Source organism: Thermoanaerobaculia bacterium, assembly GCA_035260525.1.
Taxonomy (GTDB): domain Bacteria; phylum Acidobacteriota; class Thermoanaerobaculia; order UBA5066; family DATFVB01; genus DATFVB01.
This window is the reverse complement of sequence record DATFVB010000203.1, coordinates 1-20,172: the sequence shown is the minus strand read 5'-3', so window position 1 is coordinate 20,172 and position 20,172 is coordinate 1. Positions and strand designations below refer to the sequence as shown.

At 70.2% G+C, this 20,172-nt stretch carries 15 protein-coding genes; 7 read left to right on the top strand and 8 right to left on the bottom strand.

What is annotated here, in order from left to right; all coding sequences use genetic code 11:
• The 3 genes from VKH46_10185 to VKH46_10175 all read right to left on the bottom strand — a co-directional run.
• The coding region (locus tag VKH46_10185) for a hypothetical protein (protein HKB71199.1) at window positions 1-559 on the bottom strand (559 nt) is incomplete at its 3' end.
• A gap of 138 nt (window positions 560-697) precedes the next feature.
• Window positions 698-1,189 carry a hypothetical protein gene (locus tag VKH46_10180; GenBank protein ID HKB71198.1) on the bottom strand — a complete coding sequence of 164 codons (492 nt, stop codon included), beginning with the start codon at window positions 1,187-1,189 and terminating at the stop codon, window positions 698-700.
• Between the two features lie 88 nt (window positions 1,190-1,277).
• Complete coding sequence (locus VKH46_10175; GenBank protein HKB71197.1) at window positions 1,278-2,447, bottom strand: MFS transporter; 1,170 nt, start codon at window positions 2,445-2,447, stop codon at window positions 1,278-1,280.
• A gap of 381 nt (window positions 2,448-2,828) precedes the next feature.
• Here VKH46_10175 and recO point away from each other — a divergent pair, with 381 nt between their 5' ends.
• Genes recO through mutL form a run of 5 tightly spaced genes read left to right on the top strand, consistent with a single transcriptional unit; the run spans window position 2,829 to window position 11,089 of the window.
• Window positions 2,829-3,578 carry a DNA repair protein RecO gene (gene recO, locus VKH46_10170; protein HKB71196.1) on the top strand — a complete coding sequence of 250 codons (750 nt, stop codon included), beginning with the start codon at window positions 2,829-2,831 and terminating at the stop codon, window positions 3,576-3,578.
• Window positions 3,575-4,465, top strand: a complete 891-nt coding sequence (locus tag VKH46_10165) for a glycine--tRNA ligase subunit alpha (GenBank protein ID HKB71195.1) — start codon at window positions 3,575-3,577, stop codon at window positions 4,463-4,465. The genes recO and VKH46_10165 overlap by 4 nt, the downstream gene beginning before the upstream one ends.
• Before the next feature lie 10 nt (window positions 4,466-4,475).
• Window positions 4,476-6,560 carry a glycine--tRNA ligase subunit beta gene (gene glyS, locus VKH46_10160; protein ID HKB71194.1) on the top strand — a complete coding sequence of 695 codons (2,085 nt, stop codon included), beginning with the start codon at window positions 4,476-4,478 and terminating at the stop codon, window positions 6,558-6,560.
• 48 nt (window positions 6,561-6,608) lie between these two features.
• The gene (gene ppdK, locus VKH46_10155; protein ID HKB71193.1) at window positions 6,609-9,362 is read left to right on the top strand and encodes a pyruvate, phosphate dikinase; all 2,754 of its coding nucleotides are present in this window, start codon (window positions 6,609-6,611) and stop codon (window positions 9,360-9,362) included.
• Window positions 9,359-11,089, top strand: a complete 1,731-nt coding sequence (gene mutL, locus VKH46_10150; GenBank protein ID HKB71192.1) for a DNA mismatch repair endonuclease MutL — start codon at window positions 9,359-9,361, stop codon at window positions 11,087-11,089. The genes ppdK and mutL overlap by 4 nt, the downstream gene beginning before the upstream one ends.
• A gap of 131 nt (window positions 11,090-11,220) precedes the next feature.
• Here mutL and VKH46_10145 read toward each other — a convergent pair whose 3' ends face one another.
• Together VKH46_10145 and VKH46_10140 are read right to left on the bottom strand one after the other, a co-directional pair.
• Window positions 11,221-11,841: a hypothetical protein gene (locus VKH46_10145; GenBank protein HKB71191.1), complete on the bottom strand. Its 621-nt coding sequence runs from the start codon at window positions 11,839-11,841 to the stop codon at window positions 11,221-11,223.
• Window positions 11,838-12,356 carry a sigma-70 family RNA polymerase sigma factor gene (locus VKH46_10140; GenBank protein HKB71190.1) on the bottom strand — a complete coding sequence of 173 codons (519 nt, stop codon included), beginning with the start codon at window positions 12,354-12,356 and terminating at the stop codon, window positions 11,838-11,840. The genes VKH46_10145 and VKH46_10140 overlap by 4 nt, the downstream gene beginning before the upstream one ends.
• Before the next feature lie 110 nt (window positions 12,357-12,466).
• Between VKH46_10140 and VKH46_10135 the strand changes: the two genes are divergently transcribed.
• Together VKH46_10135 and VKH46_10130 are read left to right on the top strand one after the other, a co-directional pair.
• Window positions 12,467-14,722 carry a hypothetical protein gene (locus VKH46_10135; GenBank protein ID HKB71189.1) on the top strand — a complete coding sequence of 752 codons (2,256 nt, stop codon included), beginning with the start codon at window positions 12,467-12,469 and terminating at the stop codon, window positions 14,720-14,722.
• Between the two features lie 438 nt (window positions 14,723-15,160).
• Window positions 15,161-17,884 (top strand): CHAT domain-containing protein, encoded by a 2,724-nt coding sequence (locus VKH46_10130; GenBank protein HKB71188.1) that lies wholly within the window; start codon window positions 15,161-15,163, stop codon window positions 17,882-17,884.
• Between the two features lie 282 nt (window positions 17,885-18,166).
• Here VKH46_10130 and VKH46_10125 read toward each other — a convergent pair whose 3' ends face one another.
• The 3 genes from VKH46_10125 to VKH46_10115 all read right to left on the bottom strand — a co-directional run.
• A complete protein-coding gene (locus VKH46_10125) occupies window positions 18,167-18,850 on the bottom strand; it encodes a B-box zinc finger protein (protein HKB71187.1) in 684 nt (227 codons plus the stop codon).
• Window positions 18,847-19,596: a hypothetical protein gene (locus VKH46_10120; GenBank protein ID HKB71186.1), complete on the bottom strand. Its 750-nt coding sequence runs from the start codon at window positions 19,594-19,596 to the stop codon at window positions 18,847-18,849. Before VKH46_10120 ends, VKH46_10125 begins: the two co-directional genes overlap by 4 nt.
• Window positions 19,593-20,172 (bottom strand): sigma-70 family RNA polymerase sigma factor (locus VKH46_10115; protein ID HKB71185.1); only part of this gene is annotated, 580 nt, incomplete at its 5' end. The genes VKH46_10120 and VKH46_10115, both read right to left, overlap by 4 nt.

Here is a 20,172-nt window from a genome sequence, read left to right as displayed (position 1 = left end):
TCGTGCCGTCGGCATTCTCGCTGTAGAACCGGGCCTGGACGGTCCCCTGGCCGATCTGGTCGAAGAGCCCCGCCGACGGGGAGTTGAAAATGACGAACAACGACCCGAGGACCCCGGCGTCTTCCTCGCTCTGGCTGATCAACCCGAGTTGCTTGAGATCGTCGATGAAGTCGTCCGAGTGGTACACGGAGCGGCCGGCGAGCTGGACGGCGCCCTGGTCATTGAGGCCGTCGGCGCCCACGCTCACCGTGATGTCCACGTGGGAGCCGCCGATCAAGCCGCTGAAATAGGCGTCCACCTGCGTGTCGGTGTTGGTGTTGTTCGCGATGTCGACGGAAGTCCGGAACAGGATGCCGTTTCCCGTCAGCCGGCCGACCACGTCGAGATTGATGCCGACGCCGCTGGCGGCACTCGCCACCTGGGGGTTCACCGCGAGCGTGCGCACCCCATGCGACACGGATCGATGGACCGTTGGGACGGAAGCGTTCGAGACGGCCCCGGCGGGCGCCGCGAGAGCGGCGACGACGAGAGGGGCGAGAAGAGACGCGATTTTCTTCATGGCCTTCCTTTCTGTTGGCAGAGAGAGTCTATCTCCGCTGGGCGCGTGTGCAAGCCATGTGCCGTGAGCCGCATCCGGGCCAGATCGACGAAAGGGAGGGGGACCGGCGCGCGGGGAGGACAGCCTGTCCTCTCCCGGTCAACAGCAGACGAGAAGAGGAGCCGGCTCCCGCGATTCCGCGGCGGCGGGAGCACTGATGCAGCGGGCGAGCTCGCGGAGCGACGCCTGGTCCTCCTGCGCCATGGCGGCGGGGAGATCGGTGAGAGAGAACCACCCGCCTGCCTCGACGGGTCCGCCGAGCCGGGCATCGGCCGAACGAAGGCAACGGAGCACGCGCGCGTTCTCGCGCCGGAGCCGAAGGAAGGCCGCGACGGCGTCCCGCGCGCCGCTCTTTCCCGAGGCGATGCGGCGCGCGATCCCGCGATCGAGCCGGGGGAGCACGGCAGGGGCGTCGCCGCGGAGGAGCCGCACGCGAGCGGTCCACACGTGTTCCTCGATCGCGACGGCTTCCCAGAGGAGGCCGGCGATCTTGCGCCGCAGCGCCCCGTCTCCGCCGAGGACGACCTTCTCGTAGACGAAAGGAGTCGTTTCGAGGATCAGGAGCGCGTTTTCGAGTTCTCGCCGTTTCATGTCACTTCCCATCTGACTTTACGCAGCCGGCTTCGAAAAGTTCCGGCTCTTTAGCGGTCCTTCATGAGACGGCGCGGGGCCGGGAAGGTTACGCGGGGCGGCGGAGGGAGACGGCGGCGAGCGCCAGGGCGGACAGGAGGGCGACGGCCGCGCCGGCGTCGAACGCGGCGGCCGGCCCGAGCTTCTCCCAGAGCAGCCCGAAGAGGATCGAGGCGGGAAGCGCCGCGATCCCGACCGCGAGGTGGAACAGCCCGAACGCGCGGCCTCGCGCGTTCGGGCCGGCCACGTCGGCCACGTACGCTCGCTGCGCTCCCTCGGTCAACGCGTAATAGAGGGCATAAATTCCGAAAAGGGCCCACACGCCGCCGGCGCTCTTCACCCGCCCGAACTCGTAATACACGACGGCGTACACCGCCCAGCCGGCCAGAATCGTCGGAGTCCGGCCGATGCGGTCGGCGAGCGCGCCGAGCGGCGTGTTCGCGAGCGCCTTCGCGCCGCTGAAGAACGCCCAGAGCGCCGGGATCGCCCAGAGCGGGACGCCTCCCTGGCGGGCCCGCAGCAACAGGAACGCGTCGGTCGAGTTCGCAAAGGCGAAGAGAGTGAAGATCGACATCACGACGTAGAACCGCTTCGGGAGCGGGGGACCGGAAAGGGCCGGCTTGCCGGCGGACGGCACCTTCGGCTCGCGCGTGCCGAAGAGGAGGATCGCGAGCGCCGCGATGCCCGGGACGACCGAGAGGGCGAAGACGGGACGAACGTCCCGGAAGAAGAGCTTCAGGAGCAGCGCGGCGATGAGCGGCCCGATCATCGCGCCGGCGTTGTCCATCGCGCGCTCGAATCCGTACGCGACGCCGCGCCGGGCCGGATCCACCGCTCCGGCGATCATCGCGTCGCGCGGAGCGGTTCGGACGCCCTTGCCGATCCGGTCGAGGAACCGGATTCCGACGACGACGCCCCATCCCGGGGCGAGCGCCAGGAGGGGCCGGGTGAAGACCGACGCCGCGTACCCTCCGACGACGAACGGCTTGCGGCGGTGTCTCCGGTCGGAGAGCCAGCCGAAGAACCCCTTCCCGATCGCGGCCGTCGTCTCCGCCACTCCCTCGACGATTCCGACGATCTCCGGACCGGCGCCGAGCGTCGCCGTGAGGAACGCCGGCAGCAGGGGATAGATCATGTCGGACGCGACGTCGTTGAAGAGCGACACGAGCCCGAGCGAGACGACGACCGGGGGGAGGCCGAGGAATCGCTTTCGCGCCACGCGGGAAGAGTAACAGCCGCGCGGACCATGGCCTCGAGCGAAATTCGCACCCAGCCCGGGTCTCTGTCACTCCCGCTGAACCGTAAGGTCCGTCATGCTGAGCGCAGCGAAGGATCTACCCCGGTGGCAGATCCTTCGTCGCTTCGCTCCTCAGGATGACGAGGGCCTCGCTCCTCAGGATGACAACGGCTCCCCTGTCACTCCCGCGAAAGCGGGAGTCCAGCGCCCCTCCGGCCGCTGGCCCCCCGCGGCCCGTCCTGGAATCCTGCTTTCGCAGGAATGACCCGTGGGCCGAATGCTCATCACCTTGGCGTGGTCGGAAGTCGGCGCGCGTCGCGCCGGGCGGCGCTCGGGCGATGCCCGCGCGGGCTACACTGGGGAATGCCCCTTCACCGCGACCGCGCCTTCATCCTGTCCGCCATCCCCCTCCGGGAGAAGGACCGGATCGTCACGTTCCTGACCCAGCACTTCGGCGTCAAGCGCGGCGTCGCGCGAGGCGCGCGCCGGCTGCAGAGCGCGTACGCGGGCGCTCTCGAGCCGATGAGCGAAGCGGAGGTGCTCTGGTTCGAGAAGGAAGGACGCGACCTCCACCGCATCGATTCCATCGAGCCGGCGCGCTCGTCGTTCCCGCTCGCGGCCGATCTCGCGACGGGGCTCCTGCTCTCGGCGCTCGCGGAATCGCTGATCACGTTCGTCTCCGACTCCGACCCGTCGGAGAAGTTCTTCCGGCTCGCCGCGCACGTCGTCGGAGCGCTCTTCGAGGGGCGCAGCGCCGCCGCCGCCGGCGTGTACTTCGACGCGTGGGTGCTCAAGCTCACGGGCGTGCTCCCGCCGGCGACGGCGTGCGCGGTCTGCGGCAACCCGCTCGAGCCCGGGGCCGCGCGGTTCGACGAGACGCTTCCGGGCTTGGTCGACGCCGCGTGCGCGCCTCCCGGCGCGCGCCGCGTCTCGCGCGATCTCGCGCCGGCGCTCGCGCGAATCCTCTCGCGTCCGATCGGAGGCGCGGAGGTCGCGCCGCGCGTCGCCGAGGAGCTCTCGGGCGTGCTGCGGCGAATCCGCCGGCACTTCCTCGGGCACGAGCTCAAATCACAGAAAGTGCTCGCCGAAGTGCTATATTTTGGCGCGTGGTGACGCTCCAGAAAATTTTGAGCGGGCTCCAGGGTTTCTGGGAGGAGCAGGGGTGTCTCATCCAGCAGCCCTACGACCTGCCGATGGGCGCCGGCACGATGCATCCGGACACTTTCCTGCGCGCGCTCGGGCCGGAGCCGTGGCGGTGCGCGTACGTCCAGCCGTCGCGCCGTCCCGCCGACGGCCGCTACGGCGAGAACCCGTTCCGCCTCGGCAAGTACTTCCAGTATCAGGTGATCTTGAAGCCCGCGCCAGAGGACGTCCAGGACGTGTACCTCCGGAGCCTCGAGCGCCTCGGCATCGACCCGAACGACCACGACATCCGCTTCGAGGAGGACAACTGGGAGTCGCCGACTCTCGGCGCCTGGGGCGTGGGATGGCAGGTCCTGATGGACGGAATGGAGATCACGCAGTTCACGTATTTCCAGCAGGCGGGGGGGATCGACCTCGCGCCGGTCTCCGCCGAGATCACGTACGGCGTCGAGCGCGTCGCGCTCTTCCTCGGGAAGGCGCGGTCGATCTTCGACATCCCGTGGAACGACACGCTCACGTACGGACAGATCCGGCATCACGAGGAGGTCGAGCTCTCGCGCTATTCCTTCGAGGTCGCCGAGACCGATTGGGCCCAGACGCTCTTCGAGCGGTCCGAGCGCGAGGCGCGCCTGGCGCTCGCGGCCGGGCTCGTCCTCCCCGCGTACGAGGCCACACTCCTCTGCTCGCACGAGTTCAACGTCCTCGACGCCCGCGGCGCGGTTTCGGCCACCGAGCGCGTGGCGTACATCCGCCGGGTCCGCGACCTCGCCTGCGCGGTGGCGAAGGCCTACGTCGCGGCGCGCGAATCGGCGGGATATCCGCTCCTTCCGAAAGAGCCCGCCGCGGTGGCGTCGTGAACGCCGTCCGATGACCGCCGGCGAGACCGCGGAATTCTTCCTCGAGATCCGGGTCGAAGAGATGCCCGCCGGGGCGATCCCCGGGGCCAGGGCGGACCTCGCGCGGAAGTTCACGGACGCGCTCGCGGAAGCGGCGCTCGCCCCCGAGTCCATCGCGGCGACCGCGACACCGCGCCGCCTCGTCGTCGTCGTCCACGGTCTGCCGCGCCGGCAGGAGGACCGCGTCGTCGAGGTTTCGGGACCGCCCGTCGAGAGGGCGATCGACGCCGACGGCCGGCCGACGAAGATGGCCGAGGGGTTCGCGCGCGCGCAGGGCGTGGCGATCTCCGATCTCCGGCGCGTCCGCACGGCGCGCGGGGAGGTGCTGCTCGCGCGCAAGACCGTCGCGGGCCGCCCGACGGCGGAGATCCTCGCCGAGATCACGCCGCGCATCCTCGGTTCGATGACGTTCCCGAAGATGATGCGGTGGGGAAGCGGCGACTATTCGTTCGTCCGTCCCGTTCACGGGGTCGTCGCGCTCTTTGCGGGCGCGGTCGTGCCGATGACGATCTTCGGAGTGCGCTCCGGGAACCGGACGGTCGGGCACCGGCTGTCGGCCGACGAGCCGGTCGAGGTGAGCGGGTCGGAGGATTACGCGCGGCGCCTCCGCGAAGCGGGAGTCGAGCCCGACGGCGAGGAGCGCGCCGCGATCCTCCTCGAGAAGGCGCGGGAGCTCGCGGCCGGCTGCGGCGGCGGGATCGAAGCCGATGCCGACCTGATCCCGACGCTCGCCGACCTCGTCGAGTGGCCCGGGCTCGTCTGCGGCGCGTTCGACGCGGCGTACCTCGAGCTGCCGGACGAGATCCTCGTGACGACGATGCGCACGCACCAGAAGTACCTTCCGGTTCGCTCCCTGCAGGGGCTCACGCCGAACTTCCTCGCGGTCATGGACCACCGGACCGACCCGAAGGGACTGATCGTCAAGGGGAACGAGTGGGTCCTGAACGCGCGCCTGTCCGACGCCCGCTTCTTCTTCGACGAGGACGTCCGGGAGCCCTTTTCCTCGAAGATGTCGAAGCTCTCGCGCCTCTTCTTCCACGACAAGCTCGGCGACTACCTGCAGAAGACCGGCCGGGTCCAGGAGCTGACGGAGGCGGTCGGAGCGCTCGTCACGCGGCCCGAGCGGGTCCGCCCGGCGCTCGAGGCGGCGCGCCTCTCGAAGATCGACCTCACGACCGAGATGGTCCGGGAGTTCACGGACCTCCAGGGGATCGTCGGCGGGCTCTACGCGCGCCGGGAGGGGGCGAGCGAGGAGGTCTGGAAGGCGATCTACGACCAGTACCGGCCGGTGTCGGCCGACGACGAGCCGCCCCGCACGGAAACCGGCGCCATCCTCTCGGCGGCCGACCGCATCGACACTCTCGCCGGGTTCTTCGGGATCGGCCTCGTGCCGACGGGGAGCAAGGACCCGTACGGGCTGCGGCGCGCCGCGCAGGGGCTCGTCTCGATCGTGCTGTCGCGGGGATGGAGGGTCGACTGGAAGATCGTCTTCCGCAAGGCGGTCGCGCTCCATGGCGCGTCGATCTCCCGCCCGGCCGACGCCGTGCTGGCAGACCTCCGCGCGTTCTTCGCCGACCGCGTCCATTTCCTGTTCGAGAAGCGGGGGCTCGAATCCGACGTCGTCGAATCGGTGCTCGCTTCGGGGTCCTGGGACTTCGCCGATCTCGCGGACCGCGCCGCCGCGATCGCGGACGCCCGGCGCCGGGAGGACTTCCGCTCCCTTTCGCTCTCGGCCAAGCGGATCCGGAAGATCCTGCCGGGACCGGTCGACCGCGCGCCCGACCCGGCGCTCTACCGCGAGCCGGCCGAGCACGCGCTCGCCGCCGACGTCCTCCAGCTCTCGCGCGCCGTCGAGACGCTCGTGTCGACGCGCCGGTACCCGGAGCTCATCGCGGCGATGGTCTCGCTCGCGCCCGCGCTCGACCGCTTTTTCGACGACGTGCTCGTCAACGCTCCGGAGCCGGAGCTCAAAGCCAATCGCCAGGCCCTGCTCGCGGAGATTCAGCGCCAGTTCGGCCAGTTCGCCGACATCTCCGAGATCGTCGTGGAGAAGTAGCCACGCGGAAGGAAGCCGAGAAGTAGCCACGCGGAAGGAAGTCGAGAAATGAAGCGAAGCGGAAAACCCCGGTCGAAAAGAGCCCACCGGTACGTTTATTTCTTCGGCGACGGACGCGCCGACGGGAAGGATCTCCCCCGGGAGATCCTCGGCGGCAAGGGCTACGGCCTCGTCCAGATGACGGCGATGGGCGTACCCGTCCCGCCCGGGTTCGTGATCTCGACGGAGGTCTGCGCGAAGTTCTCGAAGACCGGCCATTATCCGCCGGGTCTGAAGGAGGAGGTCGAGGAGAACCTCGCGCGACTCGAGAAGACGACCGGAAAGGTCTTCGGCGACGGCGAGAACCCGCTCCTCGTCTCCGTCCGCTCGGGAGCGCCCGCGTCGATGCCGGGGATGATGGACACGATCCTGAACCTCGGCCTCACGCACGAGGCGAAGGCGGGCTTCGGCCACGCGGCCGGCGAGCGGTTCGCCCGCGACTGCCGGCGCCGCCTGATCTCGATGTACGGCGACGTGGTCCTGAAGGTGCCGAAGAGCCGGTTCGAGGAGGCCATCACGCGCGCGAAGGAGAAGGCGGGGGTCGACAACGACGCGCAGCTCTCCGCGCAGGAGCTCCGGGCGCTGTGCACGAAGTACCTGACGATCATCCGAAAGCACTCGAAGAAGCCGTTCCCCGAGGACCCCCGGGCGCAGCTCTGGGGCGCGATCGGCGCGGTCTTCCAGTCGTGGGACAACGAGCGGGCGCGCTCCTACCGGAAGCTCAACCGGATCCCGGAAACCTGGGGGACGGCCGTCACGGTGCAGGCGATGGTCTTCGGGAACCTGGGCGACGATTGCGCGACGGGCGTCGCGTTCACCCGGAACCCGGCCACCGGCGAGAAGACGCTGTACGGGGAGTACCTCGCCAACGCCCAGGGAGAGGACGTCGTCGCCGGCATCCGCACGCCGCACCCGATCTCCGCGCAGGGACGCGGCGACTCCCTCGAAGAGACGATGCCCGCCGTCTACGCGCAGCTCCTGAAGGTGCGCGACGCGCTCGAGCGGAATTTCCGGGACATGCAGGACATCGAGTTCACGATCGAGGGAGGCAAGCTCTACATCCTCCAGACGAGAAACGGCAAGCGCACCGGGTTCGCGGCCGTCCGGATCGCGTGCGATTTCTTCGACGAGAAGCGCCTCTCCAAACGCGAGGCGCTGACGCGCGTCGACCCGGAGCAGCTCTTGCAGCTGCTCGCGCCGGTCTTCCCGACGAGCGAGAAGGAGCGCGCGATCCGGGAGGGGAACCTCCTCGCGCGCGGGCTGCCCGCCGGTCCGGGGGCGTCGTGCGGGCGCGCCGCCTTCTCGGCCGAGCGCGCCGTCGAGATGGCGCACGCCGGCGATCCCGTGATCCTGGTCCGCGCCGAGACCTCTCCCGAGGACATCCTCGGGATGGCGGCGTCGCAGGGGATCCTCACTTCGCGCGGGGGGATGACGTCCCACGCCGCCGTGGTCGCCCGCGGGATGGGGAAGTGCTGCGTCGTGGGATGCGGCGAGATCACGATCGACGCGCGGTACGCGCGGATGACGGCGCGCGGAAAGATCGTTTCCGAGGGGGATTTCCTCTCCGTCGACGGAACGACCGGCGAGGTGATCGCGGGCAAGCTCCCGACGCGGCCCTCGGAGGTGATCCAGGTCGCCGTCGAAGAGAAGATGAAGCCCGCGGATTCGCGCCTCTACCGCCAGTTTGCCCGGATCCTCGAGTGGGCCGACGAGGTGCGGAGGCTCGGCGTCCGGGCCAACGCCGACACGCCGCGCGACGCGCACGTCGCCCGCGCCTTCGGCGCCGAAGGGATCGGTCTCTGCCGCACCGAGCACATGTTCTTCGAGGGGGAGCGGATCACCGCCGTGCGCGAGATGATCCTCGCCGAGACGCCCGAGGGGCGCATGAAGGCGCTCGCCAAGATCCTCCCGATGCAGCGCGGCGACTTCGTCGGCATCTTCCGGGAGATGGGGGAGCGGCCGGTGACGATCCGGCTCCTCGACCCTCCGCTCCACGAGTTCCTGCCGCGCGAGCCGAAGGCGCTCGCCGCGACCGCCAAGGAGATGGGGATCTCGATCGACGTCCTGAAGGGCAAGGTCGAGGGGCTGTCCGAGGCGAACCCGATGCTCGGCCACCGCGGCTGCCGTCTCGGCCTGACGCATCCCGAGATCTACGAGATCCAGGTCCGGGCGATCTTCGAGGCGGCCGTCGAGGTCGCTCGCTCCGGGAAGGCTCCGGTCCCGGAGGTCATGATCCCGCTCGTCGGCGCCCTGCCCGAGTTCACGCGGCTGCGCGAGATGACCGACCGCGTCGCGCACGACGTCTTCCGGGAGGCCGGCCGCCGCGTGGCGTACCGGGTCGGCACGATGATCGAGATCCCGCGGGCGGCCCTCATGGGCGCCGAGATCGGCGCGGCCGCGGACTTCTTCTCGTTCGGGACCAACGACCTGACCCAGATGACGTTCGGCTTCTCCCGCGACGACATCGGCTCGTTCCTGCCGCACTACCTCGAGGCGGGGATCCTGCCGCACGATCCGTTCGCGACGATCGACGTCGAGGGCGTGGGACAGCTCGTCGCGATGGGGACCGAGCGCGGGAGGTCCGCCAGGAAGAAGCTCAAGGTCGGGATCTGCGGCGAGCACGGCGGGGACCCGGCGTCCATCCGCTTCTTCCACGAGACCGGGCTCGACTACGTCTCCTGCTCGCCGTATCGCGTTCCCATCGCGCGCCTGGCGGCGGCGCGCGCGGCGATCGCCGGCGAGTCGCTCTCCCGCACCGCATGAAGCGCATCCGCCGCCTCGACTCCCGGACGATCGACCGGATCGCGGCCGGCGAGGTGGTCGAGCGGCCGGCCTCCGTCGTCAAGGAGCTCGTCGAGAACGCGCTCGACGCGGGCGCGTCGCGAATCGACGTGGAGATCGCGGGCGGGGGCGTGGCCTCGATCCTCGTCCGCGACGACGGCTCCGGCATGTCGCGGGAAGACGCGTCGCTCTCCGTCGAGCGGCACGCGACGTCCAAGATCGCGAGCGAGGAGGATCTCCCGCGGGTGCGCACCCTCGGGTTCCGCGGCGAGGCGCTCCCTTCGATCGCCTCGGTCGCAAGGCTGACCCTGACGACCGCGGACGGGGGCGGCCCGGAGGGCACGCGGGTGGCGATCGACCACGGCGGCGAAAAGGCCGTCTCGCCCGCCGCGCGGCCGCGCGGCACCGACGTCCTCGTCGAGGAGCTCTTCGGGCGCACGCCGGCGCGGCGCAAGTTCCTGAAGACGCCGGAAGCGGAGGCTCGCGAAATCGCCCGCGCCGTCACCCGGGCCGCTCTCGCCCGGCCGGACGTGGCGTTCTCGCTCCGCTCGAACGGGCGCGAGCTCATCGCCGCTCCGCCGGCGGTCGACCGCGCGGCGCGGGCCGTCCGTCTTTTCGGGGCGGACACGCTCGGGACGCTCCTGCCGTTCCAGGCGCGGGCCGGGGCGCTCACCCTCACCGGTCTCGTCACGCGCGGCTCGGTGACGTTCCCGACGAGGCGGCTCCAGTTCTTCCACGTCAACGGCCGCGCCGTGTCCGACCGGGGCGTCTCGCGGGCGATCGCGGAGGCGGCGCGGGAAGCGATCCGGACGGACCGGCATCCCGGCGTTTTCCTCTTCCTCGAGGCGCCGGAAGGCGCCGTCGACGTCAACGTCTCTCCCTCGAAGACGGAAGTCCGCTTCGCGCAGCCGGCGGAGGTCTTCCGCCTCGTCTTCCATACCCTTCTCTCGTCGCTCGCGGCCGGCAAGGAGGAGCGGCGGCTCGTCCCGGTCCCTCCGGCGGCCGATTTCTCGGTGGCCGAGGCTCGGGAGGTCTACGCCGCCCCTCCGGAGGCGGGGCCGGGGGGCGGGCGGCGCCTCCGGCTCGAGATCGAGACGCCGGGGGAGGACGCGACGGTCGTCGAGGTCGAGACCTCGGAACGGCCGACGGCGCGCGTGCTCGCCCAGTTCGACGAGTCGTTCCTGCTCGTGGAGGCGGAGACGGGTCTCTGGATCGTCGACCAGCACGCGGCGCACGAGCGCGTCCTCTACGAGAAGATGCGCGATCGCGCGTCGCAGAACCGGTCCTTTTCCCAGGCGCTCCTCACCCCCGCGCTGTGGGAGGCGTCCGCCGAGGAAGCCCTCGCGGTCGGGGAGGCGCGGGAAGAGCTCGCGCGGCTCGGCTTCGACGTCGAGGAGCGCTCGGGCAACGTCTTCGCGATCTCGGCGGTTCCGCCCGAGCTCGCCGGGCGCGACGTCGCGGCGGTGATCCGCGAGGTGATCGAGCCTTCGGCGAGGGAGCGCGATCCCGGCCGGCGGCGCGACCGGATGATGGCGACGGTCGCGTGCCGCTCCGCCGTCACGATCCACCACCGCTTGGCGCCGCCCGAGTCGGAGCGGCTCCTGCTCGACTGGCTGAAGTGCCGCGACCGGTTCACGTGCCCGCACGGGCGGCCGGTCGTGCTGTCGCTTTCGGATGCGGACTTATTGACGTTTTTTCGGAGAAGGTAGCGGGCATCGGGAGATCCTCCTCGGCTCCGGCGAGCGACGGAGGATGTGGGACCGAGTATGGCGCTTTGCCGCTCGACGTTCACCGACGCGAGGGACGGGTCGCAGCCGAATCCACCGGCCGGCCGGTCCCGTCAGCGCGGCGTGATCCGGAACCTCGCCACCGGCGCCGATCCCTCCGTTCCGACCAGCGTCCAGAAGTAGTCGCGGCCGCTCCTCAACCGCCGACGCTCGGCGTCGGGCAACGGGACGACGCCGTCCGACGGCGGGCTCGTCCACTCGAACGTCCGATCCGCGTCGAAGATCATGACGCGCGCTTTCTTTCCCGGAGGCAGGCGGAAGGAAAACCGCGACGGGGGCGCGGCCAGCGAGCCTCTCGGAGCCAGAAGCGTCGCCGCGGCGGATTCGCCGCGTTCGACGTCGGCCGCCGGCCGGCGGACCAGGAGCGGCACGGCGATCGCGGCGATCGCCGCCGCGGCCGCCGCCAGCGCCCAGGCGGGGAACGCCCGCCGCCGCCGGGCGGGCCTCGCGGCGCGGAACCGCTTCCACGCGTCACCGATCGCGGGATCGGCCTCCCGCCCGCTCCCCAGGAACGCTTCGAGGTGGACGAGCTCCAGCGAGCAATCGGCGCAGAGGACCGCGTGATCGAGCACGGCGCGACCGGCGGCATCCTCGGGCTGCCGGAGCGCGGCGAGGAGCGTCTCCGGCGACGGATGCGGGCCCCGGGGAGACCGGGGGATCTCGATGTCCTTCATGACGTTTCCATCGCCTCTCTCAGCCGCTTCCGGGCGAGCCAGATCTGGACCTTGACGGTGATCTCCGAGATTCCGAGGCGGCGCGCGATCTCCCGGTACGGGAGCTCCTTCTGGACGCGGAGGAGGAGGCACGCGCGCATCCGCGCCGGCAGCGTCCGGAGCGCGGCGGCGAGCCGCTCGGCGGTCTCGCGTCCCGCGAGGTCGGTCTCAGCCGTCGGCGCGATCGCCATTCCCTCGTCGGGAGGATCGGTCTCGCGCCGGCGCGCCCCGCGGCGAAATTCGTCCGTCGCGGCGTTTCGCGCCGCGGCGTAGATCCACGACTCGAGGCTTCCTTCGCCCCGAAACGACTTCCATGACCGGTAGACGTTCCAGAGCGTCGTTTGACTGAGATCCTCCGCCTCCGCGGCCGAAAAGCCGCGGGAACGGAAGAAACGGCGGAGCCGCGGGAAGTACTCCGTGAAGGTGCCGTGGAACCCGTCGAGGTCGCCCGCCTGCTCCGCCCCGCGTCCGCTCATCGCTTTGGAACAATGTAGCGGCCGGATCCGACTAATACAACTTCATTCCCGCGCCGTCTCCCCTCACGACGGACGAATCGGCGTCCGTCGCCGACCACGGAGCAGCCAGCATGAAATGGAAATGGCTCACGCTCGCGATCGCGGGAATCTCGGCGGCGGTCTTCGGCGGCTTTCCGGCGACGGAGTCGTACCTGCCGGCCGTGGGACGGTTGGCGGGGGAGGGCGGGGCGCAGTTTTACACGACGATGTGGGCGACGAACCTGACGGGGGCTCCCGTGTCGTTCACGTTCGAGTTCCTCAAGGAGGGGCAGGCCAACCCGAGCCCGGCGTCGTTTACGGACACGCTCTCTCCCGGGCAGACGAAGATGTACGAGAACGTCGTCGAGAGCAGGCTCGGGCTCTCCGACGCTCTCGGGGCGGCGCGGATCAGGGCGTCGGGCGAGATGCTGGTGGCCGAGCGGATCTACGACCAGGCGCCGGGGGACGATCTGGGCAACACGCAGGGGCTGTTCTTCGCCGGGGTGCCGAAGAGCTTCTCGATCTCGCTCGGGCAGTCGGCGTCGATCCAGGGGGTGAGCCAGGGGGGATCGGAGAACTTCCGGTACAACTTTGCGCTGGTGGAGACCGGCGGGGGAAGTCCGACGGTCAACGTGCAGCTCTTCGACGGCGACGGGGCGCTTCTGGGGCAGAAGGCGTACGCGATGGGGCCGCACGAACAGCTCCAGCCCAACGTGAAGGACCTGGCCTCGACGGTATCGACCATCAATGCCCGGATCACGGCGACGGTCACGGGAGGGACGGGATCGGTGCTGCTGGCGGGAGCGCAGGTGGCCAACGAGTCGCAGGACTCCTCGGGGTTCGAGATGAGCTTCCGCGATGACTTGCTGGGGTCGGGAGCCGGGACGGCCGGAGTGACGAGCCTGAACGGATCGACGGGGGCGCTGACGATCGCTCACGGCGCCAACACGACGGTCAACGTCAACGGTTCGACGATCACGATCGACGCGGTCTCGGGGTCGGGGACGGGACTGACGGCGGTCGCACATGACAACTCTCTTCTTGGGAGCGGAACGGTATCGCTGCCTCTGGGAATCGCCAACGGCCAGGTCGTGCGTTCTTTGAACGGTCTGCACGATGCCGTTGCCCTTGCTGCCGGCACGAACGTGACGATCACGCCTTCGGGCAATACGCTCACGATCGCGGCGTCCGGAGGTGGGAGCAGCGGATTCACGCTGCCGTATTCGGCGACGGTGACGACGAGCAATCCGGCGTTCAAGATCGAGAACGACGGCTCGGGGGCCGCTTTCGCGGCGGTGACGCAGGGGACCGCGATTTCGGCCGTCGGCGGCGGCGGCCACCTGGCCATACCATCGCGGGCGACCGTCGAGGCCGCCGCGATGGACAATTCGGCCTTCTTTGGAACAAGCGACAGCGGTGCCGCCTTCTTCGGGTCGAGCGGTAGCGGCACTGCGATCGACGGACGGTCGGGAAGCGGGACGGGCGTTCACGGATCGGGAGTCGTCGGCGTCCTGGGAGAAGGGACTCCAGGAGTTCAGGGCAACGGCGGATCGACCGGAGACGGCGTCGACGGATTCGCTTCGAATGCGGGAAGAAGCGGAGTCTACGGCAGCAATGCCGGCAGCGGAGCGGGAGTGTTCGGGCGAGGGGCGGCCGGCGACGGCGTGCACGGGGAAACGACCGGAGCGAATCCGGCGGCCGGTGTCAAAGGAAAGACGAACAACACGGGGTACGGCGTCTACGGGACGGCCACGGGCACGGGCGGTGCGGCAATCGGAGGGGATGCTCCCAACGGCGGTAAGGCCGCTCACTTCTACGGCGGAGACGTCTACATCGACAACAACCTGCACGTGACGAAGGCGATCACCGCGGGAACGAAGGACTTCAAGATCGATCATCCGCTCGACCCCGCCAACGAGTATCTCGTCCACGCGTCGATCGAGTCGTCGGAGATGGTGAACATCTATTCCGGCAACGTCGTGCTTGACGGCCACGGTGTCGCGGCGATCACGCTCCCGGCCTGGATGGAGGCCGAAAACGCCGACTTCCGCTATCAGCTCACCGCTGTCGGGTTGTCGCAGGCCGGCCTGTACGTCGCCCAGGAGGTGCGCGATCACCGGTTCGTGGTCGCCGGAGGATCGCCGGGCGGAAAGGTCTCGTGGCAGATCACCGGGGTGCGCCGCGACCGCTGGGCGCTCGCGAACCCGCTCGTCGTCGAGGAGAAGAAGCCGGCGAACGAGCGCGGCCTCTATCTTCACCCCGAGGCATACGGCCTTCGGCCGGAGAAACGAATCGGGTGGTCGGAGGACCCGCGAAACCCTGCCCGGACCAAGGCTGAGCCTCGGTAATTCCAAGGCGAAACCTTCAAGAGGGAGGAATCATGAAGAAATCGACGGTTCTCGGTCTCCTGCTCGGATCGCTCGCGGCTCCGCTGCTCGGCTGGCGAGACTCACCGAGCTTCGCGGCGTCGTCGTGGTCGAGGGCGGGAAGGGCGGGGCGCTTCCGCCGCCGTGCCGCGCGTCGTTCGAGGTGTTCGACGAGGTGACCGGAGCGGCGACGGCGATACGGTCGCCGCAGACCGTGCCGGCGACGAATTTCTCGCGCTGAGGTTCCAACCGGCGCCGGGCGTCGGCGTGTCTTCGGGGGTTTTCCGAACCGACGGATCGATCGACGCGGCGACGGCGAACGCCCTCGGCACGGACCGGCGTCCGGGGTGGAACGAGGCGACGCCTTCTCGATGAGCGTCGCGAGTACGGAAGAGCGGAGCGTACAATGGTCGCGTTCCCATGCGGTCCTCCCCCTTCCTTCTCGCCTCCCTCGCCGTCCTGTCGACCCTCGGCGCGGCGGCCGTTCTTCCGGCTCCGCCGGCGCCGGACCCGGCGAAGGTCGTGGAAGACCGCGCGGCCGCCCTCCAGAAGGCCAATGACCTTCCCGGGGCCGCCGCGGCGCTTCGCGAGGCGGCGGCGCTGCGCCGGAAGCGCGATGAGCTCCTCGCGGCGAGCGAGGACCTCCGGCGGCTCGCGTTCGTTCGATTCCAGCAGGGGGCCCTCGACGACAGCGAGGCGACCTGGAAAGAATGTCTGGCAATTCGGCAGCGGCTCGCTCCGGGGACGGCGGGGGAGGCCGCGGCGTGGAACGGGCTGGGAACCGTCGCCTACATGCGGGGAAACCTGGACGAAGCCGAGGAACTCTACGGAAAGGCCCTCGCGATCGAGGAGAGCGTGGCTCCCGAGGGCCTGGATTGCGCGCGGACCACCGGGAACCTCGGCCTCGTCGCGTTCTACCGGGGCGATCTCGACCGCGCCGAGGCCCTGTTCCGGCGCGCTCTCGACAAGCACGAGAACGTCGAACGGGAGGGCGTCGAATCCGCCGCGCCGCTCAATTATCTCGGTGTCGTGGCCAAGAATCGGGGCGACTACGATTCGGCGGAGCAGTACTACGCGCGGGCGCTCGCGATCTTCGAGAAGAAGAGTCCCGGCAGCCTCGCCGTCGCCGGAATGGAGAACAACCTCGGCCTGCTCTGCCGGGAGCGCCGCGATTTCGAGGGAGCCGAGCGCCACCATCGGGCGGCCCTCGCGATCCGGCGGCGGCTCGCGCCCGGCGGTCTCGACGTCGCCGCCAGCCTGAACAACCTCGGCGAGATCGCACTGCTGCGCGGCGATCCCGACGCGGCGCTGCCGTTGCTCCGCGAGGCGCTCGAGATCAAACAAAAGAGTGCTCCCGAGAGCCTTTCGGTCGCGAACACCGTCGTCAACATGGCGGAATACCAGCTGCGAAAGAACGACGCGGTGGGCGCGCTCGCCGAGGCGCACCGCGCGCTCGAAATCCGCCGCCGGCTCGCGCCCGCGAGCCTCGACGTGGCCGATGCGTTCGCGCTCGTCGCGCGCGCGGAGCGGCAGAGAGGCGATCTCGCGGCGGCGGTGTCGGATTACGGCGGCGCGCTGACGGCGATCGAGGCGCAGCGGCGCCGGATCGGCGGAGCGGAGGAGGAGCGCGCCGCGTTCTCGTCACGGTCGATCGGCTACTACCGGCAGGCGATCGACCTCCTCCACGATCTCCACCGCGACGAGGAGGCATTCGGTGTTCTCGAGCGCTCGCGCGGGCGGGAGCTCCTCGCGCTTTCCGGCGCCCGCGACCTGAAGGTGGACGCGAACGCTCCCTCGGATCTGCTGGCGGAGCGCCGTGTTCTCGATCTGCGGTACGACCGGACGCAGCAGCAGATCGCGCGGATCGATCCTGTGCGGCGCCGCGAGGAGGCGGAAAAGCTCGTCGCCCGCCTCGTCGATCTCCGGGACCGCCGCGCGGCGATCGAGCAGAGGATCTGGTCTTCGTCGCCACGGCTGCGCGAGCTCGAAAGCGCTCGCGCCCTTTCGCTCGCGGAAACGCGCGCGGCGCTCGATCCGGGAACCGCGGTCCTCTCGTTCAGCGTCGGCGAGAAGAGGTCGCTCCTCTTCGCCGTTCCGGCCGAGCGATCGGCGCCGCTCGCGGTCGCGGAGCTTCACGTCGGAAGGGACGTGCTTTCCCGGGAGGTCGGGGTCTTTCGCGACCTCCTCCGGCAGGAACGCGACGATCCGGGTGTTCGGTTCGCGCGCGAGGAGTCGGGTCGTCGGCTCGGGAGGCTGCTCCTCGGGCCGGCGGGCGCCGTGATTGCGGGAGCGCGGCGGATCCTCGTGTGCCCGGACGGGCCGCTCCACGTGCTGCCGTTCTCCGCGCTCACGGTCGACGGGCCGGGCCGGCCCCGGTATTTCGCCGAATGGCGGCCGATCTACGTCGATCTTTCGGCCACTGTCGCGAAGGACCGGGCGAAGCGGCGAGGCTCTTCCGGATCGCCGGTGCTCGAGATGGCCGCCTTCGGCGACCCGGCCGCCGCCGGGCCCGGCGCGCGGCGCGAAGCCGGCCCGTACGCGTCCGTCGCGGAGCGGGCGCGGAGCCTCGGACCTCTTCCCGAATCCCGCGCCGAGGTCGAGTCGATCGCGACGGTCTTTCGCGGATCGTCTTCGGCCTTCACGGGGACCGACGCTTCGGAGTCCCGGGCGGTCGCGGCGATCGGCGGAGCACGATTCGTTCACTTTGCCTGTCACTCCCTCCTCGACTCCCGCTTTCCCCTCGACTCGGCCCTCGTCCTGGCGGCGCCCGCCGTCGACCGCCCCGGAAACGACAACGGGCTGCTCCAGGCCTGGGAGATCTACGAGCGGGTGCGCCTGCGCGCCGATCTCGTCACGCTCTCGGCGTGCGAGACGGCACTCGGGACGGACGCGGGGGGCGAAGGGCTGGTCGGGCTCGTTCGCGCGTTCCAGTTCGCCGGGGCCCGCTCCGTTCTCGCCTCGCTCTGGAACGTCTCGGACCGCTCGACGCCGGCCATCATGACCCGCTTCTACCGGGCGGTGCGAAAAGGCCGTCCCATGGCCGAGGCGCTCCGGGAGGTGCAGCTCGCGGGCATTCGGAAGGGCGGGAAGGAAGGAACGCCGTACTACTGGGCCGCCTTTGAGCTGTTCGGCGACTGGAGGTGACGGCAACGCGGGCGCGGTGATACGCGCCGTTAAACGGGTCCGTGCGACCCGCCCGCGGCACTGGCCGTACGCCACCGGTACGACTCGGCCGCGGGCCGGGTCGCCCGGAATCCGTCTTCCAGCACGTCTGACCGCGCCTGGCTGCGTGACGGGACGGGAAAGGTTGGCGTGTCTTGCGCCGAGGTCGCACACCAAGCCCCGGTTTCGGAACTTTTCATCGGCGCACGTCCGGGACGGCGATGGGGAAAAGAGCCGCGGGCCCCGCGATCGGGGCCCGCGCTCTTACTTGAGGAAGGAGCTGGAGGGGCCGGAGACGTCGGCGGGCGGAACGGAGGCGGCGAGCTCGCGCTCCTTCTCCTTGCCGCGCCGGCGGGCGTACGCGGCGAGGAGGACGACGCCGAGGGCGATGAACAGGAACCCGATGTTGTCGCCGATCCAGTCGAAGAACCGGTCGAGATCGACGTAGCGGTCGACGACGATCAGGCCGCCGATGCCGAGGAGGATGACTCCGAGCGTGAGCGAGCCGGTGCCGGGCCGCCGTACGGTCCTCACCGCCCCTTCGCCCAGGGGAGCGACGAGGTAAGTGCCGGCGTTGATCTCGTGGGCGACGCGGATCGCATCGAACAGGGCGTACGCCCAGACGAAGAACAGCGACAGGCCGAAGAGCGGGGCGATCCGATCGTGCCCTGTCGAGAGGATCACGATCAGAGCGACCGCGGTCCCGCCGAACTGGAGCGCCCGGCGATACGCGCCGGCGTAGAGGTGCCCCATCCCGGGGAACATGATCGAGAACAGACCGGCGAGGAACCCGGACTTCACCGGAGGCGGCATCGGAATGGCTGCGGTGACGTGAGCGGGGCAGCGCACCGTGCCGGCGACCTCGCGCCGGCATTCGGCGCAGACGCCCTGTCCGCACGAGACGCAGTACCCCACCGCGTCGCGGTCGGGGTGCAGATGGCATTTCATGACTTGTTTCCTTTCTCGGTTTTCGGTTCGTTGCGGAACAGTCCCTCGGTGGCGCGGCCCGCGGCCGAAAGGGCGATCGCTCCCACGGCGCGGGTGTAGCCGGTCAAGGACTCGCGGGTGGCCACCAGGGTACGCGAGGCCCCTTCCTCCCAGATCTGGAATCGATCGCTCGCCTCCGCCCACCGGACCCGAGCCTGGCGTCCCAGGTTCTGCGTCGTCGTCCGGAGGTCGAGCGTGTTGGCGAAGAGCGCGAAGAAGCCCGCGAGGAGGCACGCGGCCGCCGCGTAGAGCCGCGGATCGGCCCAGGCGCCGCCCCCACGCGCCTTGCGGGCGGCCGCGAGCGAGACGACCTCTCCGGTCCGCCGCGGGACCGCGGGCCGGAAGCCCGAAGCCGGCGGCTGGAGCGATGGCATCGTCCCCAGGACGGCGGCCGTCTCGCGGCAGTCGGCGCAGCGCGCGAGATGGCCTTCCCACCGAACACGATCGGAGGGCGCGAGAGGGCCTTCGAGGGCGCGCGCGGCGAGCTCGGAAGCGCCGTCGCAGTCGACGGTCAGCCGGGGAATTCCACGCCAGCGCGCGACCAGAGCCGCGGACGGCTCGGGCCGGGCGACCCGCGACTCGAGAGCGGCGATGCGCACGAGGCCGGCCGAGAGGGCCGCGCACTCCGCGCACGAAGCCCGATGGAGCTCGAAAGCCCCCGCAGGGTCGCCGGCGCAGAAGTGGCGCTCGAAGAAATCGCAGCTCATGACGCCACCGCGGCCATCGCCAGGGCGAGGGCGCCCGGATTCCAGTTCCCCGGGCGGTTCCGGGTCTCCGTTTTGCGCCGGATGATCTTCGCCGTCTCCGCGCGGGCGCGGAAGAGCCGCGACTTGACGGTCCCGTCGGGGAGCTCCAGCGCCGCGGCGATCTCGTCGTAGGCGAGACCGTCGAGGTCGCGGAGGATCAGGATCTCCGAGAGCTCCTCGGGGAGCTCGGCGATCGCCTCGAAGAGGAGCTTCGTGCGCTCCTTCTGGAGAGCGTTCCGCGCCGGGTCGTCGCTGGCGGGGAGGAGAGGCATCACGGAGTCGTCGGAGACGTGCACGAACGATTTCTCCCGCTTCCGGCGGCGGTACTGGTCGATGCAGAGGTTCCGCGCGAGCGACACGATCCACGCGCCGAAGGCGTACTGGCCGTCGAACCGGTGCAGGTTCTCGAAGACCTTCAGGAAGACTTCCTGGGAGAGCTCCTCGGCGTCCTCCTTGCGGAGGGTGAAGTGGTAGGCGATCCCGTACACCCGGCGACCGTACCGGTCGACGAGAGCGCTCCAGGCCGTTTCGTCCCCT